The organism is Flavobacterium sp. 2755, assembly GCF_031455715.1.
GTDB lineage: Bacteria > Bacteroidota > Bacteroidia > Flavobacteriales > Flavobacteriaceae > Flavobacterium.
Genome location: NZ_JAVDTG010000004.1, coordinates 53,707 through 71,626, shown reverse-complemented (window position 1 = coordinate 71,626; position 17,920 = coordinate 53,707). Strand labels below are relative to the sequence as shown.

Below are 17,920 nucleotides of genomic sequence, written 5' to 3'. Positions count from 1 at the left end.
AGGGTTATATAGTTAATATCTCTATGTTTTTATTTAAAATTTTAAGCTAAACAGGAAAATTATGAGAGTATACTACAGACCTGCTTTTTTAAATCAGAAAGATTCGAAAAAGCAGGTGTTTAGTAATAATATCTTTTCTGTTATTGCTTAATTAATTTTTTTCTAAAAAAAATAAATAACAGTCGTTGCAATTTGAACGTATTTATAAAAAAAACTATTGCTAATAATGAATAAGTCAATAGTTCTTTTTTAAATACTTATGGTTTTAAATTAACGGTTACTTTGTCAATTTCTCCCTGAAAGAAAAACGGAACATCATAGTCTCTCGTTACGGGAGTTCCAAAATCTTCTCCAACATCCAGTGTTTCATCTGCAGAGAATCTGCTTGGCACCGTTTTAGGAATATCACCTTTTGCTGCTTCTTTTCCGTCAACTAATAAAGTAACTTTTGCAGCTTTACCAACGCCGCTGCCTGCATAATCAAAATTAACAGTCACATTATGTTTACCAGCTGTTAAAGCTGTAGGAGACTGTATTGTCCATTTTGATTGCGGATAATGAGAAAAAGCATAAGCAAAAGTTGGTTTTCCTTTTTGAAGCATTAATGCCAAACCAGCAAAATAGCCGCCTTGCGTAATAATCATTCCTTCATCTCCGGCTTTTACTTCTATATCTGCCGTAATGCTAAATGAGGTATTTTTCATATTTGGCGCCATTCCTTCTGTAATTCTGGAGTTTCCTTCATGATAGACAAAACTTGTTCTGCCTTTATTTAAGTTCGGACGATTTTCCGGATTTACCCTGTCAATATAACGATCATCCAACGGAAATACATTGAATTTTCTTCCTTCCTCTAAAAAGGCTTTTTGAAGTTCTTTTAATTTTTCCGGATTTTTCGCGGCAACATTATCAGTCTGACTAAAATCTTTTTTGAGATCGTATAATTCCCATTTATAATCTTTCATTGGATCTTGTGACGGTATAGGATGTCCTTGCCAAGGCAAGTTACGAGGCGTAGTATTAGCTAACCAGCCATCTTTATAAATACCTCTGTTTGCAATGATTTCGTAATATTGAGTAGTATGTGTTTCTGGAGCTGTCGCGTTATCAAAACTGTACACCAAACTTTTTCCTGCTATTGGTGTTTGTTTAAAACCATCTACACTTACAGGAGCTGGAATATTTGCAGCTTCTAAAATAGTGGGAACAATATCTGTAATATGAGCATATTGACTTCTTATTTGTCCTGTTTGTTTTATTCTTTTAGGCCATGAAATAACCATTCCGGTTCTTGTGCCTCCCAAATGTGAAGCTATTTTTTTATCCCATTGATAAGGTGTATTCATGGCATGCGCCCAGCTGTGTGAGTAATGTTCCTGAGTCCATGGGCCTCCAAATTCATCGAGGTTTTTCAGCATGAATTCTTCAGTATCTTTTTCACCATTAACCATAATACCAATTTCGCTGGTTAATCCTTGTCCTGTAGGGTCTTCGGCACTTGCTCCGTTATCTCCCATAATATAAATGATGAGCGTATTATCAAGTTCTCCCAAATCTTTAATGGATTGAATCACTCTTCCAATCTGATCATCACAAAAAGCTAATTGTGCTGCATAAACTTCCATTTCTCGGGCTACAATTTTTTTCATATTTGGGCTTAATGCATCCCATTTTTGATAATCAGGGGGAGTTGGAGCCAGCTTTGCATCTGGAGGGATAATACCTAATTTCTTTTGGTTTTCATAGGTTGCAATACGCTGTTTGTCAAAACCCTGATCAAATTTTCCTTTAAATTTTGCGATCCACTCTTTAGGTGCCTGATGAGGTGCGTGTGCAGTTCCAGGTGTATAATAAGCAAAAAAAGGTTTATTAGGAGAAACTGCTTTTTGTGTCTGAATCCATTTAATTGCATGATTTGCTAAATCTTTATCTAAAATATAATTTGGATCTACTTTGCCATCAACCAAATACGGATCAATAGGTTTTGTACCCTCAATTAAAGAAGGTCTAAATTGATGCGCATCGGCACCAAGAAAACCGTAGAAATATTCAAAACCTAAACCAGTCGGCCATAAATAAAATGGCCCGGCAGGAGTAGACTGCCAGTCGGGTACATTATGGTTTTTACCAAACCACGATGTTCCGTAACCATTATCAGTCAATATTTTTCCGATAGTGGCTACACTTTTAGGAACTAAACTATTATACCCGGGATAGGGTGTAGAGAATTCCATAATAATACCGGTTGCGGCAGTATGGTGATTTCTGCCCGTAATAAGTGCTGCTCTCGATGGAGAACAAACTGCTGTAGTATGAAAACGATTGTATTGCAGTCCGTTTTTTGCTAATGCATCGAAATTAGGAGTAGGAACTGGGCCTCCAAAAGTAGATGTAGCACCAAAACCTACGTCGTCAATCAGGATAAGTAATACATTTGGAGCTCCTTCCGGAGCACTAATTTCTTTAGGCCATTCAATAGGATCTGAATCTTTAATGTTAGGTTCAATTTTACCCGTTTTTTGATATGCTTCAATTGGTAAAACTGTTCTGTCCGGCCAGTTTTGTGCAGCTGTTTTTTCTTGTGTGAGTAATAGTATTGCACCAGATAACCATATTCTAAAGAGTAATTTACTTTTCATAATTATATTTTTTAATAATTTAAAAACTTTATTAGTAGGAATCTTGACTATTATTTTCTTACAATTTAATGCAATTGAAAAAGAAGGGCTTAGCGGCCTAAATCAAAAAGAAATGTTTCTTTAAAGGTAATAAGTTGTAATATTTTTACTCATATATTTATATTATAACATGTTGCAAGTTATAATTTGCAACCAAATTTTAATTAAAATATGGTAAAAAGAAGATTTTTAATTATTTGATATGAAATGCAAAATCCCAGAAATACTTCTTTAATAAAAATAACTCTACTGGAAATTCTGTAACATCCTGTTGAAATTTAATACTTCTTAGTCTATTGTCATTTGTACCTTTAATAGTGTAATAAAACTATTATAAAATCAAAAAAAGAAAAGTTATGGCAGAGATAAAAATAGAAAGAAAGAAACGAGTATGGCCTTGGATTGCAGTAGTATTAGTAATCGGTGCAATTATATACTACATCTATTTTGTAGATCATCAGGTTAAAAGTGAAAACAACGTAGAAATCGAAAATACTACAAGTGCACAGTAAGACAATTAATTAATTTTCGAAAATTTAACTCCACAGAATAAGCAGGTATTTACCAGCTTTATTGTCACGCGGTTAAATTTGGCAGAAATCTGAAAAATATACATTTAATTAAAAAAGAAATTATGGAAAATAAACATAGAAATTTATATAGACTCGACGAATTATCCGATTATAAAATTGCATCTAATTATTCTGATGTAAGAGGATGGAAAATAGTAGATGCTGACAACCGCACTATTGGTAAAATTGATAATCTTTGGGTAAATAAGGACATGGAACGCGTTGTTTACCTTGATGTTAAAGTGGATAAAGAACTCATAGAAGACAGCCGAAATGAAGTGCATGATGTTATAGCCGGCGACCATAACAGAGAGCTTATTTATAAAGATGGAGACAGCCATATTATTATACCAATTGGATCTGTAAGTATAAATAAAGACACCAAAATTGTCATGGCTAACAGCATAGGGTACAATACATTTAGAAATACAAACAGATATAACAGTGTCAACAATTTTGACAGGGAATATGAAAGAAAAGTAATGAAGTCTTATTATCCTGAAAATGACCCCGACTCTGTATATTATAGTGATGATGATGGCTTTTACAACCGCAGGGAATTTGATAATAAATAATGCTGTTCATCAGACTTCCTATAAACTTGTGAATTAATAAATGATGAATGATTATGGAAACGCAAATTATTGAACTAGAAAAAAAATATTGGAATGGAATGGAAAACCATGAGTATGAAACGGTTAAAAACCTAACTCTGTTTCCTTGTATAATTGCCAGTAAAAATGGTGTACAAAGTGTTGATGAATCTCAATTTAAAAAGATGTTTGAATCTGGAGATGGAGACAAAATCAAAGTATTAAATATTTCTAATGTAGAAACAAAGTTAATTGCCGAAAATACGGCGATTATAGGATACATAATAGAACTGGGAATTACGGATGATAAACAAAAACCTCCAACGAAATGTGCCTGCACTTCTACCTGGATTAAAGAAAATAATAATTGGGTTTGTGCATTGCATACAGAGGCAGAATTATCCCAGCACTAGATTTTAAACATAAGGGAATAAAAAAACTCTAAATCATTGATTTAGAGTTTTTTTATTTGTCAAACTTCTGGCTTTTTGTGCCAAAAAAAACATTAGCTTTAAAAGTTTATAACTATAAATATCTCTTAACTGACTGCTATTACATAATTTTGCAAAGTATGAAGTAACCAGCTTCTTAATAATATACTATGAGTAATTCATTTTCTGACAGCCGCCAAATTGGATTGGTTTCTACTTTTTCTGAGCTTTTAAATACCGATTTTAAAGGAGAAATGAATGCGTTATGCTGGTATAGGGATTTGGATGGTGATTTTAATGAGATTGTAACCAAGTTATCTTTAAAAGAAAATATAACAGAAGTTTCTCCTGAAGATTTGAACGCCCTTAAACTATCAGAAAAAGGAAATATAGCAAGGAAAATAATTTTAAGTGATTTACAATTATTAGCAGATTTTGGAGCTTCGCCTTCGCTTAATTTGCTGAAGTGTTATGAACGAGATAATGAATTTGATTTCATATCGACAGATGTTTATTCGTTTCATGTTGATCGTTCGCCTATTGCAACAGATACTTTTTTATGTACCTATCACGGAGCGGCAAGTGATATTGTTTCTAATTCAGATGCAGAGCAAAAAAATCTGATTCCGGAAATTCGGGAAAAGCTTAAAGAACTTCATGATGGACCAGAGGAAGAATTCGAAAACTTTTTGAAGGAAAATTATTTTGATTTGCATTATCAGGTACATGCAGATGCAAAACCAATTAATTTAGGCTTAGGACATCTTTGGCGACTGGCTGTAGATCATCCAAAACAACAAGTTTTGCCTTGTATTCATAGAGCACCAATAGAAAATGAAGGGGAATATCGGTTGTTGTTGATTTGTTAGATGGAATGTAAACGAGAATAGTTTTCAAACATCGCTTTGACTAAATCAACTTATGCCTGATTTCCTTATATTTTGAACGCCCGACAGGCAATAATTCCCCATTTTTAAGCAGCATATTGTATTTTCCTCCGGCTTCTACAATCAGTTTATCTGCTTCCTGCCAGCAAAGAATATAAGATTTATGAATTCGCTCGAAATCTGCAGGCAATAGTTTTTCTAATGATTCCATAGACTTATCATGCAGTTCTACACGGCTGTTTACTAAATGTAATTCAGTATAAATTCCTGCACCTTTTATGTATCTTATATCTTTAATTGTGATAAGTTTGATAGTTTTTGCTTTTTTTACAGCTAAAAACTGAATATCCTGACCATTTGTTTTTTCTGGTGTTGTAAAACGTGTAAAGGCTTGAGCCAATCTGTTTGCATCAAATGGTTTAGGAACAAAATCTAAAACACCATAATGAAATGCCATAATCGCTTTATCTGTATAAGCAGAAATAATAATGGTTTGAAAAGATTTAGCAACAACAGTCTGCAGCACTTCAAATCCGTCTTCGCCATTCAAATTTAAATCGAGTAGCAGTAAATCGATTGATTGCTTTTCAATTGTGTTTAGCCCGTTTTCAACAGAATCACTAAGTAAAATCTGAACCTCTTTATCAAAAAAATCACGAGTCATTCTTTCGATTCGTTTGGCAATTCGGGCTTCGTCTTCAATAATTAGAATTTTCATTTTTTATCAAAAATTTTAATCGTTGTACACCATCCTTCTTCTACAGCAAAAGAATCAAATTCCCAATTGCTGCCATAACTTTCATTTAATCTGGCTTTAATGTATTTAAAACCTGTTCCGTTGCTGTTTTCTTTTTTTCTGTTTCGGTTTTTTGCCACAGTTAACAAGGTATATTGTTTGTATTTTTTTTCTCTGGTAAAACTTAAAAGGAAAGTAATGCAGCCTTGTTTTGGAGGCAAACTGTGTGTGATTCCGTTTTCTATAATAGTATGAATAACCGCAGGCGGAATTTTTTCATTGACATCAATATTTTTTTCTTCCCAGTTATAACAAACTTCTTTTCGAAAAGACATTACTTCTAAATGTTTTCGGCATAATTCGATTTCCTGCTGAATAGGAATCAACGTGTCTTCGGAAATAGAGTTCATAATATCAAATTCATCTGCCAGCGCCCGAATAAATACAACGCCCTGCTGAGGAGATTCTTCTATCCAGTCTATCAACGAAGTCAGTGTATTACGAAGAAAATGCGGCTGAATATTTTTCTTAACCAGTTCTAACTGCAATCTCGATGAAAGTAATAAGGATGCATTATGAGCCTCTTCGAGAGCTTTTGCCCGAATAGTATGCAGATAAAGCATTGAAAGGACAATAATCGTAAATGCTATAAACAATCCAAAATCATAAAATATATATTTATTTACAATTACACTTGCCAGTAAACCAATCACGACTATTAAGCCGCCTTTAATTTTTCGGAATGCTGCATCGATGGCAATAATTAAGGAGAGAGCACACATTGCATAACTAAAATAGATAGCCGTATAATCGTAATGACCATAGTAGACAATATAAATTGTGAGAAGAGTTAAAACCAAAAGAAATAAAAATAACCGCTTTCTTTTAAAGCTAAACTGCAACATAAAATACCACGGAACCAATATCGAAATTACAAATGTGAGCAAACCAACAATTTGTAATCGGGTATAAAAGTGGGTATACGGAATATCGATATAAAATTTCACGTATTCTATAATTAGCAGACAGAAAAAGAGCAGACAGATTATCCCAAAAAGTAAAACGGTTGCTTCTTTACGGGTACTGTTTATGTAGAGAAAAAAATAATAAATAAAGGCAATAAGAAAAGCCCCTGCCATAAGGTTCATAAAAGACATGACAACAAGCGGAGCACGATGAAGTCTTAAAAAGCTCTCCAATTTTAAGCCGATGCTGCGATTTGCATCCCGAATTTTAGATTGTGTTCCAATTACCGTGACAATGTGTTTGCCAGTATTTGCCAATTTTTCGGGTATTTGATAATAAGTCAGTTCAGTTCCCGGAATTTCAGGCTGACCTGATTTTGCCATTTTACCGTTGCTTCCCACAAAAACGCTATCCCAATAAACATCAAAAGAACCAAAAGCAGTTACCTGTAAACCTAACGGGGTAGATTTATTTTCTCGTTTAAGAATTTCGATATCTATTGGAACTTTAAAAACAGAGTTGTCGGATTTGCCTAAATAATCATGAGGACGATTTTCATCATCAACATAATACGTTACATCAGATTTCACGTATTCGGTATATTGTTTACAGGATGAAAACAATAGCAGTACTAAAACTATAAAAAAAGGCGATCGATACATGAGATAAAGATAAAATAAATATCGAATACCGAAATGCATTTCAAAAGCTCTTAGAGCCGTTTGCATGTTTTAAAAGGTAAGATTTTATTTTATAAAGTAATCTTGTATCATCAAAACAATAAACATGAAAACCTTTATAACCAGTATTTTAATTTTATTTATTCCGATGTTTAGCTTTGCACAGAAAGCAGCTGTTTCCGGTAAAGTTCAGGATAATACAACTAAAGAAGCAATTCCGTATGTGACCGTATCCATACAAGATAATAACTCAAAAACAGTAGCAGTTGGCGTAACAGACGACCAAGGTATGTTTAATCTCGAAGAACTGCCAAACGGTAAAATGACCATTTCTTTTAGTTATATCGGATATCAAAATTATATCCAAACATTCGAAATCATTTCGGGAAAACCAAAAACAGAATTAGGAACGATTCTTTTAAATGCCGATGCTGTACAATTAAATGCAGTAGAAGTTACAGGACAAAAATCCAATATTAGTTTAAAGCTGGATAAAAAAGTTTTTGAAGTGGGCAAAGATGTGCTTTCGCAGAATGGATCTGCACATGATGTTTTAAACGGAGTTCCTTCGGTAGCAGTTAGTCCAACAGGAGGAATAAGCCTTCGTGGCAACAGCAGTGTATTGGTATTAATTAACGGACGTCAGTCTGGTTTAACGCAAAGCAATTCACTCGATCAAATTGCAGCCGACCAAATTGAACGTGTAGAGGTAATAACGAATCCTTCATCCCGATATGATGCTTCGGGTTCGGCAGGAATTATCAATATTATATTAAAGAAAAACAAAAAAAGCGGTTTCAGCGGTCAGGTTCGATTGGTTGCCGGATCACCAAATGACAGCCGCCTTAATCCAAGCATTAATTTTAAATCAGATAAAATCAATATTTTTTCCAATTTTGGTATACGTTCTTCAGATTATGTTGGATTATATACTACAAATCAGTCGACTATGAATAACGGTAATCCAAATTATCTTAATCACGTGCAGAACGAAGACCGCCACGACGATGGAAAATTGATTTATCTGGGTGCTGATTATTATATTGATGAACATCGCACCATTACCGCAGCTTTCTTAAAAAATGCTACAAAAGATGATGACAAAACCCGTTTGTTATATGATTACAGCAATGCAAATCATACACAAGACAGTACTTTAACAAGAGAAGGAAAATCATTAGAAAAAAGAGATTACAATCAATTCGAGTTTAATTATACGCAGACTTTTAAAAAACCATCAAAAAAATGGACTATCGATGTTCAGTACGATTGGTGGAACAGTGATAAAAAATGGGATCTTTCAACACAGCGTATTTATCCAGAAACGCTGGCTTATCCCGGCATTAGAACCAATTCAATAGGAAGCAGTAAAGATTTACTTATGCAGGGTGATTTTGTTCAGCCAATTGATTCTGTTTCTGTACTTGAAATGGGTGTTAAAACAGAAATCCGTAAAGTTTCCAGTCAGTTTTTGGCAGAACAGCAAGAGGGAAATATTTGGACGATTTATCAAAATATTGACAATGACTTAAATTATACCGAGACGATTTCAAGTGCTTATGCGCAATACAGCAACAAATTTAGGAGATTTAATTATATGTTCGGGCTTCGTACAGAATTCACTAAAATTTCTATTACAGATATTAAAAACACCTATAATGATGATAAAAAATACAACAAATTATTTCCCACCGTTAATTTGAGTTATAAGTTTGAAGGTTCTACTTTGCAGTTAAATTACAGCAAGCGAATTAATCGTCCGTCCTTATATGCTTTGTATCCATTTAATGAGTTGACCGATTTGAATGCGCAATATATTGGTAATCCAGATTTAAATCCTTCTTATTCTGATGTGTTTGAATTGGGTTTCCTTAAAGCTTGGAAAAAGTTTACGCTCAATCCTTCTGTTTATTATCAATGGGAGAGTGGTTACATTCAGGATTTTACTTATCGTGAAAATGATATATTTTTTACAACGCCTATTAATATTCAGCATGAAATACGAAGTGGTATAGAACTTTCGACATTATATAATCCGTTAAAATGGCTTCAGGTAAATTTAGAAATGAATTTTTATCATTTCACTCAAAAAGGAAGTTATCAGGAAGAAAACCTTGATTATAGCGGAAAAACTTTTACGGGACGTTTAAGTACTCAGGTTAAACTTCCGTCAAAGTTCAGTTTTCAGGGGCGATATAATTTTCGTGGCGCACAGCAAAATGCGCAAACAAGAAATGATGCACTACAATCGCTTGATTTTGGCTTAAGCAAAATTTTATTAAAGGATAAAGCCACTATCGTATTTGATGTAACAAATGCTTTTGACTTACGCCAAAATAAAAGTACAACAACTGGTACAGATTATTATATTACCGAAAACAGTATTCCAAATGCAGCCCGTTACCGACTTAGTTTTGTGTATCGTTTTAATTTAACAGATCCAAAAGCAATCAGGCAGGCGAGTAGTGCTAATCGTAATTAATAGACTAATTTAATTCATGAGCAAAGTTTGAACAATCAGATAAAGACATTATTTTTATATCCTTCCCAACCTTTTTTCAATTTCGTGCATCTATATATTTATAAGAAGAAATTTTCTTTAAAGATTTTTATTTCGTTGTTAATGGAATGGAATAATTATTGTTTTTTTACTTCTTATAACATAAAAAGGTTTTCACACTTTAAATTGTCTAAGGCAAATCTTCAGTACCTCATTTTTACTATAAATGATTATTAAATAAATTTCATGAAAAATATTCTGTTACTACTTCTTACAGGTTTGATTATTAGCTGTACACAAAAGCAAAATATTCCTGAAAGCTTAGGTTATAAATCCTTTTATAAGGGTTTTAATGAGGTTAAACATGATTCGTCAATAACAGATTTAAGAGGGAATTGGAATGCAAATGAATTAATATTAAGTGATGAAACAAAAGAATATTTTTTGTTCCCTCAAGCCCCGGATGGGTATAATATTGGAAACCATATTACATTAAATCCGGATCAAACTTTTACAAGTTTTTATAGTGCAGAATGTGGAAATGATTGTTTTACTAATAGTAAAGGTAAATACAAAATTATAGACAAAAATTACATTTGTTTTTATCTCGAAAAAATTACCAAAAGCGGCGATTGTTCAGGAAGTTCTACACCTAATAGAGATCTAGGGTTATACTATTATTATAAAAAAGATAAAATGTTCTGCCTGTTAAAAAGCAGCGGTAACTTAACACAAGATAAAAATAATGTAATCTATCGTGACCTGATTATTGCCAAAAGAGCCGAAATTGAAAAGTTTTATAAAAATCATGGCAGTTTAAATCATTTTATGTTTGATTGGAAACGAACAAATTATACAGATGAAACACCAATCGTTGCATTTTGTATGGCCGAGAACAAAATCAAAAATTACGAACTGCTGTATTATGATAAAGGAGACAGATATTCTACAATGGCTATTGCATTGGTAAAAGTAGATGGTAAATTTCGTTATGTAATATATGATACTTGGGGCGACCCAATGGTTAGTTTATACAATGATGCTGAAATTCAGCAAACAGATCAGTTTATTGAGAAAATTGATACTGACAAATCTTTACAAATTAAAAGTTTCAAGCCGAAAAATAAGTTAGGAAGAACTCTCTCTGATAAAGAAACCATAACTGTATCAAAAAAGGGAAATGAAATTTATAAAGTTATATATGAAAATTATCCTAAAGACACTGAACATATAGGTGTTTTTACTTTAACGGTTTATTATCAAAATTCGGTACCGTTATATATTGATTTTCAAAATGCTTTTATTGGAATTGAAAATAAAAGAATGGATAAAACAGGACTTTATATTTTGGACTGGGAAAATAATAAAGTAGGTGTAAAAGTAATTAATGGAGATGGATATTATGTTTCTATTGAATGGATTAAAACAAAAATAGATCAAATCATGGATGAAATTGAACAACAAAATACCAAGTAAAAATTTCAAAAAAAACAATACTATTTTATTAAAACAGCATGAAAAAAATACTACTAGCCATATTTGTCTTAATGCCTTTAATTGGTTTTTCTCAAAATAGCGAAGCATTGAGAGAACAAGCTATACAATTTTTCAATGAAGGAAAACTTAAGGAATCACTAGCAAGTTTTGAAAAAATACAAGACAAAGAAACACTTGAAAACACTAATGTAAATATATGGAAAGAGCATATTTTAGACATTCAAAACCTGAAGTTTGTACCAAACCAAAACTATAAAAATTCTGGAATTGTTAGCGTAAAAACAGGTTTATTAGAACATTATGGAGTTTATAATGCCACTGAAAAGCAATTTGTAATCCCGCCAGTTTATGATAAAATTTATTTTATGAACGGCTATAGTTATGAAAATGGTTTTCTGGTTCATAAAGCAAATAAAACAGGATTATGTAATGCTGAGGGAAAATTAATTATTCCGTTGGGGAATCATACTATACTATTTCGAGCATACAGCAGACTCATTAATATTAAGCAATTTGACAACAGCGAGTTGTCTAACGAACCGCAATATGCTATTTATGATTTGAATGGGAAATTATTACTTGAAAATGCTGAGATCATTTATGATTATATTAATCCTTTTATTATCATAAAAAACAATAAAAACCAGTTTGAGTTGTATGATATAGAGAAAAATAAAATCGTTTTAGACAATTGTTCTGAAATTAAGGGCGTTCCGTTTGATTACAGCAAAGATTTTGATTTTGTTTTGGTTCGAAAGGACAATCAGAGTTTCTTTTTCAATGTAAAAACCAATGTGCTTGAACCAAATCCTGATTTTGAAACTGTAATAGATATTGAATCGGAAGATTTGCGACTAGCCACTTATATTCTTAATCTAAAAAATGGGATTAAAGAAGAATCAGAATACGAAAAATATTTTTTTGTAAAGAAGAATAATAAAACAGGAATTTATAATCTGAAACAAAGAAAATTTTTGTTTACGGCTGTTTACGATTCGATTTCACCTTTATTGAATTGTCTCAATGAAAATGAATGGAAAAATCTTATTTATAACGAACCTGTAACAAAAGCTTTAGCATATAATATTGAAGGGCTAAGAAATAATCTGGCCTTTTTTGTATTTTCTAAAAATGGCAAGTATGGCGTAAAAAACATTTATGGTGATAAACGATTAGAATCTGAATATGATGAAGTTGATCTTTCTTCAAGAATTTTAATTTTTAGAAAAGGAAAAAAATGGGGTTTCTTAGGCCGAGACAATGAATTAATCAAGCCGAAATTTGATTATGTTGAAGGAGATGGTAATAACGCCAAAGTTTTTCTTGACGGAAAACAGTATATCTATCAATATAATTATACTAAGAAAAAATATTATATCACCAAACCTAAAAAAGAAGAAGAGGATGATCCTGAACGCAAAGCAGAACGTGAATTAGATCGAAAAAGAAAGGATCCTAATTTTATTGAATACTCAGATTTAGATTATGACGGTGATGATGATAGAGAAATTAAAAGAAAAATGATCAAAAAAGGCAATCTGTATGGTATTGCCGATTTAAAGAATAAAGTAATTATTCCGCCAATTTATAAAGTTATTTATCTGGATGGAGATAAATTCCTTATACAAACTAATGATGAATGTGGAGGTTTGCTGGATCTTGATGGAAAAGAACTTATTCCGTTTGTCTATAGAGGAACAAATCGTTTGAGAAATAATTTGTACAAAGTTTATGATGGGCTCAAAACCGGCATATATGATATTGTTGCCAAAAAAGAAATAATCCCTCCCTTATATAAGGATGTACAAGCCATTAATGATGAGCTGTTTTTAGTCATGAATGATCAGGAATTATATGGTATTCTTAACAAGGAAAACAAAATAATTTACCCATTCGTAATACAGCCTTATAGCCTGAGTAATTGGAGATTATCTTCTAATGATTTTTTGGTTGTGTCAAGATTTAAAGATTTAGAGTTTTCAGTTGCTTCGTTAATTAGAGTAACCAACGGAAAAGCTACAGATGTATTTGATAAAGAAATACTTTCTAATTGCTTTTTAGGTTACTCCAAAAGAATATTATTGAAAGAAAATAATACAATTCGTTTTTATGATTTATCAAAAGGTGAATTTTTAGATCAGCAATTCAAGGAAAGTATTTATGTAAAAGAATCAGATTGCTATTTATTAAAAAAAGACGAACTTTTTGAATATCAAATTTGTAGTTCAAAAGATTTAATCAAAAGAACAACTCCTGTCGTTGCTCAATGGAACGGATACTCGTTGTATGAGGAGAATAATAAAATGGGAATTATCAATAAAATGGGAGAAAAATCAAAAGCAGCTTTTCCAAAAGTTTTGTTTTTAAATTATGTTCCACAACCCAAAACGTTGTTTAAATATTATTTAAGCACAAAATCTGAGCGAAACGGTTTGATTGATTTTGAAGGAAATGTCGTTGTAGAAGCAGAAAAGTATGATGATATTAGGCCAATAAGCAAGTCAGAAATTGGTTTGTATTATCCAAATAATGAATTTACAGCCGAAGAAATTAGTTACATCTTTGCGTGTACTGAAAAATCAGATTCAGAATATGATATCATCGATTATATTTCTTTAAGCGGGAGAAAAATTGCCACTCAAAAAATAGAAAAAGGGTATAAATGGTACTACATTCGAAACCCAAAAGGGCTGCTGCTTTTTAAATCAAATGATTCTGTTCAAATGTTTGATTTAAAAGCAGGTAAAACAATATTGAAAACAAAAAGCGTTTCAATGGATGGGGATTATACTCGAAATATTTTTACTAATTTATATTATACTGATGAAAAATCGGGACAAAAAGAAAGAAGGGTACAACTCATAAACAGCAGCGGAACTATTATAGCAGATGAAAGTTATAACTCTGATGATGAGCGAATCGATCACAGAAAGTATGACTATAGCAGCATCAAAACGTGGGAAAATCCATTGATTACTAAAAGAGATAATAAATACGGTTTAGTAACTTTTGAAAATAAAGTATTATATCCATTTGTTTGCGATACCATCAGTCATATAGAAAACAGAGTCTGGAATTATAATTATTTTTTTCTGGAAGCAGAAAAAAACGGTAAAAAAGGAATATTAGACACCAAAGGACAAGTTTTGTTTGACATTAAATACGATCAATTTGAATGGGTGAATTTGTTTGAAAGTAAAGGTAACCGCGATGATGAAAGACTTCTTTCGGCCAGAACATTTAATATAATCGTTAAAGAAAAAGGTAAATATGGACTTTTAGACAACCAGTTAAATCCAATTTTAGAAACAGATTTTGATCATATTCAAATAGGCAGTAAAATAATTACGAGTGTGATAATTGCCAGAAAAAAGGACAATTCAATTGTTTTTGACCGTACAGGCCTTTATAAGTTTAAGGTGAAATGTGATTCTCTTCGTGAAAATTATAAACTGGATTACTTCGAAATTTTTAAAGATGGTAAACAAGGGATTTTAGATAATAAAGGGAATTTAATTTTCGATTATAAATATCCTAATGTTCAAAAAATAGAAATTGATAATTTGTTTATAATTCAAAAAGACAATAAGCAATATCTCATTGATGATAATGGAAAAATTATATCTGATGGTTTTACAGAAATCAAAACATTAGAGTACGACAGCAAGGAAAATTATAATTCTAAATTTTATTGTATTCTTACCAAAAATCAGAATAATAAAGTGGGGATGATCGATCAAAAAGGAAATACAATAATCCCGAATGAATATGATGCAATCAAAGAAATTAGTGATTTAAGATATATTCACGCCATTAAAGATGACAAGTATGGTATTATAGATTTTAATAACAATATAGTTTTGCCATTTAAATTTACAGATAGAATATATTATAATTACAATAATAAGTATTTTGATTGCGATATAGAAGATGCCGAATTTGTAATTACGCCTCAGAATATTATATTAGAAGAAAGACATTCAAGATAATATAATAAACTTTACTGAAAATAAAAACGACTGCATTTGCCAAATGACAAATGCAGTCGTTTTTTGTTCCCATACTTTTACATTATGATTAATTTGAAATAATTAAAAAATGGTAAAAACAGTTTTGGTAACAGGAGCTTCAGCAGGAATAGGCAGAGCTACAGCTATTTACTTAGCACAAAGAGGATACAAAGTATATGGTGCAGCACGAAGAGTAGAACTTCTGCATGATTTAGAAGAATACGGCGTGAAAGCAATTGCTTTGGATGTAACAGACGACAACAGTATCTTGTCATGCATAAGTACTATTTTGAATCAGGATTCTCGGATTGATGTCTTAATAAACAATGCCGGTTTGGGATCTTATGGAGCATTAGAAGATGTGTCGATGGCAGAAGCAAAAAATCAAATGGAAATTAACCTTTTTGGTGCTGCACGTTTAATACAATTGGTACTACCTGAAATGCGAAAAAATAAATTTGGAAAAATCGTAAATATTTCTTCCATTGGCGGTAAAGTCGGGCTCCCGCTGGGAAGTTGGTATCATGCCAGTAAGTTTGCTATTGAGGGACTAAGTGACTGCCTGCGCAACGAAGTAAAACAATTTGGCATAGATGTAATCGTTATTGAACCGGGCGGAACAAAATCAGAAATGATCCAGAATGGAACTGCCGATTTAATGCGTATTTCCGGGAAAACAGTATACAAAAATTTAGCAAATGCAGTCGCAAAATCGTATGCCGCTCAAAAAGAAAAAGCAATTGAAGCTGTAGAAATTGCAAAATTAATTGCAAAAGGTATAGAATCAAAATCACCAAAAACGCGTTACATTGCAAGTAATGCAAAACCATTTTTATTTATTAAAAAAATGGTATCGGATAAATTATTTGATAAATTAGTGATGAGTCAAATGAAATAACTATGGAAACCTTAATTAACTATTTATTGCAATTTGGAAATTTGAACAATCATCAAATTGAATTGATTAAAAGCAAGCTTGTTTTCAGAGAAATTAAAAAAGAGGAGTATTACCATCAAGCCGGCAAGATACCCACTGAAATTATTTTTTTAACAGAAGGAATTATGCGAGTCTGTTATTACAATCACAAGGGAGATGAAATTACCAAATATTTTATTGACGAAAATAATTTTCTGGCTGACATAAATAGTTATAATCTTGAAATTCCATCTACAGAATATGTTCAGGCAGTTACGGACTGTAAATATTTTGTGCTTTCCAAAAATGCAATGAAAGAATTGTCATCCACAATAATTGAGTGGGATAAAATTATAGCAAAAATTACGGCTAAAGGACTAGCTGACAAAGTCAATAGAATCAGCCCTATGATGACTGAGGGAGCCAAGGAGCGATATCATAAATTTTTAAACAACTTTCCAGCTCAGGCAGAAAGAATACCGCTTTCTTATTTAGCTTCCTATTTAGGGATTACACAATCTTCCTTAAGCCGAATAAGAAGAGCATCATTTGATACGAAAGAAGATCAAGATGAGAAGAAATTACGTAAATAAAGTTTAATTGTTATTGGCAGCTTTTTCAACTACAAACAATCTTTCATTAAAATGTTTGAAGATAAAAAAACGGGACAAAAGATGAATATCATCTTTTGTCCCGTTTTTTTTGGATTAAGAGGAGTCTCTAAATTCAAATCTAAACTTTACAATTTTACTTTGTGAAAGTTGGTAATAAGGTAACAATATAACTATAATGACTTTTGCTTAATAATAGATTTATTTCTAAGTAAAGCCTTGTAAGGAATTCTAAAGCTTTGATTTGAGTTTTTTGTTCTCATGCTCCAGTTTTTCAATGTATTTTTTCATTATAATAAATGTAAAGTCAGAACTATCTTTTTCAGTATGAAGGTTTCCACCATTGTTTTTCTCGTTTTGATAAATTAAATCAATATTTTCATCAGGTTCGTAAATTAGAGCTACATCAGAATCAAGAATTTTTGCAAGTTTATTCCATTCAGAAGCAGTAATTTTAGTGGTGCCCCGTTCACGTCTGCTGTACTGTGATTGAGATATTCCCAATTGGTATCCAATTTCTTCCTGAGTAAAATTCTTCTCGATACGTTTTAAAGTTAACTTCTTTTTGATCATTTTTTTTGTGGTTTTTGTTTTGTAAGTGGTTATTTAAATTAGTTTACTAATCTTAATTAGGAGGTATTATTTTTCATACATTTTTGTAAAAATATATAATTTAGAACTATTCTTTTTAGGGTTTATGTATAAAAAACACTACAAAAACACTACAAAACCACGTCTTACAAGAAAGGAATGTTAGTAAAAGATTTTTTTTCAATGGCTTGATGATAGTGAGTAATGACTCTTTTGAATTCTATGAAATGTATTATGCTGTGATATGCATAA

13 protein-coding genes are annotated in these 17,920 nt (G+C 31.8%); 9 read left to right on the top strand and 4 right to left on the bottom strand.

Translation table 11 applies throughout. From position 1 onward, the window contains the following. Positions 1–257: 257 nt before the first annotated feature. Positions 258–2,639 (bottom strand): arylsulfatase, encoded by a 2,382-nt coding sequence (locus J2Y38_RS10745; protein ID WP_309842189.1) that lies wholly within the window; start codon positions 2,637–2,639, stop codon positions 258–260. A gap of 395 nt (positions 2,640–3,034) precedes the next feature. Between J2Y38_RS10745 and J2Y38_RS10740 the strand changes: the two genes are divergently transcribed. The 4 genes from J2Y38_RS10740 (at position 3,035) to J2Y38_RS10725 (ending at position 5,143) form a co-directional block, all read left to right on the top strand. Beyond that, entirely contained in the window at positions 3,035–3,190 is a 156-nt protein-coding gene (locus tag J2Y38_RS10740; protein WP_309842187.1) for a hypothetical protein, read from the top strand. A 122-nt stretch (positions 3,191–3,312) separates the two neighbouring features. Next, positions 3,313–3,825 carry a PRC-barrel domain-containing protein gene (locus tag J2Y38_RS10735; RefSeq protein WP_309842185.1) on the top strand — a complete coding sequence of 171 codons (513 nt, stop codon included), beginning with the start codon at positions 3,313–3,315 and terminating at the stop codon, positions 3,823–3,825. A gap of 53 nt (positions 3,826–3,878) precedes the next feature. Continuing rightward, the gene (locus J2Y38_RS10730; RefSeq protein WP_309842182.1) at positions 3,879–4,256 is read left to right on the top strand and encodes a DUF4440 domain-containing protein; all 378 of its coding nucleotides are present in this window, start codon (positions 3,879–3,881) and stop codon (positions 4,254–4,256) included. Between the two features lie 188 nt (positions 4,257–4,444). Beyond that, positions 4,445–5,143 (top strand): DUF1826 domain-containing protein, encoded by a 699-nt coding sequence (locus tag J2Y38_RS10725; protein WP_309842180.1) that lies wholly within the window; start codon positions 4,445–4,447, stop codon positions 5,141–5,143. A gap of 40 nt (positions 5,144–5,183) precedes the next feature. Here J2Y38_RS10725 and J2Y38_RS10720 read toward each other — a convergent pair whose 3' ends face one another. Continuing rightward, a complete protein-coding gene (locus J2Y38_RS10720; RefSeq protein ID WP_309842177.1) occupies positions 5,184–5,879 on the bottom strand; it encodes a LytTR family DNA-binding domain-containing protein in 696 nt (231 codons plus the stop codon). Continuing rightward, positions 5,876–7,591, bottom strand: a complete 1,716-nt coding sequence (locus J2Y38_RS10715; RefSeq protein WP_309842175.1) for a histidine kinase — start codon at positions 7,589–7,591, stop codon at positions 5,876–5,878. The genes J2Y38_RS10720 and J2Y38_RS10715 overlap by 4 nt, the downstream gene beginning before the upstream one ends. A gap of 58 nt (positions 7,592–7,649) precedes the next feature. Between J2Y38_RS10715 and J2Y38_RS10710 the strand changes: the two genes are divergently transcribed. The 5 genes from J2Y38_RS10710 to J2Y38_RS10690 all read left to right on the top strand — a co-directional run bounded on the left by J2Y38_RS10710 (position 7,650) and on the right by J2Y38_RS10690 (position 17,059). After that, entirely contained in the window at positions 7,650–10,025 is a 2,376-nt protein-coding gene (locus J2Y38_RS10710) for an outer membrane beta-barrel protein (protein WP_309842173.1), read from the top strand. A gap of 264 nt (positions 10,026–10,289) precedes the next feature. Further along, the gene (locus J2Y38_RS10705; RefSeq protein ID WP_309842170.1) at positions 10,290–11,519 is read left to right on the top strand and encodes a hypothetical protein; all 1,230 of its coding nucleotides are present in this window, start codon (positions 10,290–10,292) and stop codon (positions 11,517–11,519) included. 38 nt (positions 11,520–11,557) lie between these two features. Continuing rightward, complete coding sequence (locus J2Y38_RS10700) at positions 11,558–15,529, top strand: WG repeat-containing protein (RefSeq protein ID WP_309842169.1); 3,972 nt, start codon at positions 11,558–11,560, stop codon at positions 15,527–15,529. A gap of 109 nt (positions 15,530–15,638) precedes the next feature. Then, complete coding sequence (locus J2Y38_RS10695; RefSeq protein WP_309842168.1) at positions 15,639–16,448, top strand: oxidoreductase; 810 nt, start codon at positions 15,639–15,641, stop codon at positions 16,446–16,448. Between the two features lie 2 nt (positions 16,449–16,450). Further along, positions 16,451–17,059 (top strand): Crp/Fnr family transcriptional regulator, encoded by a 609-nt coding sequence (locus J2Y38_RS10690; RefSeq protein ID WP_309842167.1) that lies wholly within the window; start codon positions 16,451–16,453, stop codon positions 17,057–17,059. A gap of 249 nt (positions 17,060–17,308) precedes the next feature. Here the strand turns inward: J2Y38_RS10690 and J2Y38_RS10685 are convergent, their stop codons facing one another. Continuing rightward, positions 17,309–17,650, bottom strand: a complete 342-nt coding sequence (locus J2Y38_RS10685; protein WP_309842165.1) for a helix-turn-helix transcriptional regulator — start codon at positions 17,648–17,650, stop codon at positions 17,309–17,311. Between the last annotated feature and the right edge of the window lie 270 nt (positions 17,651–17,920).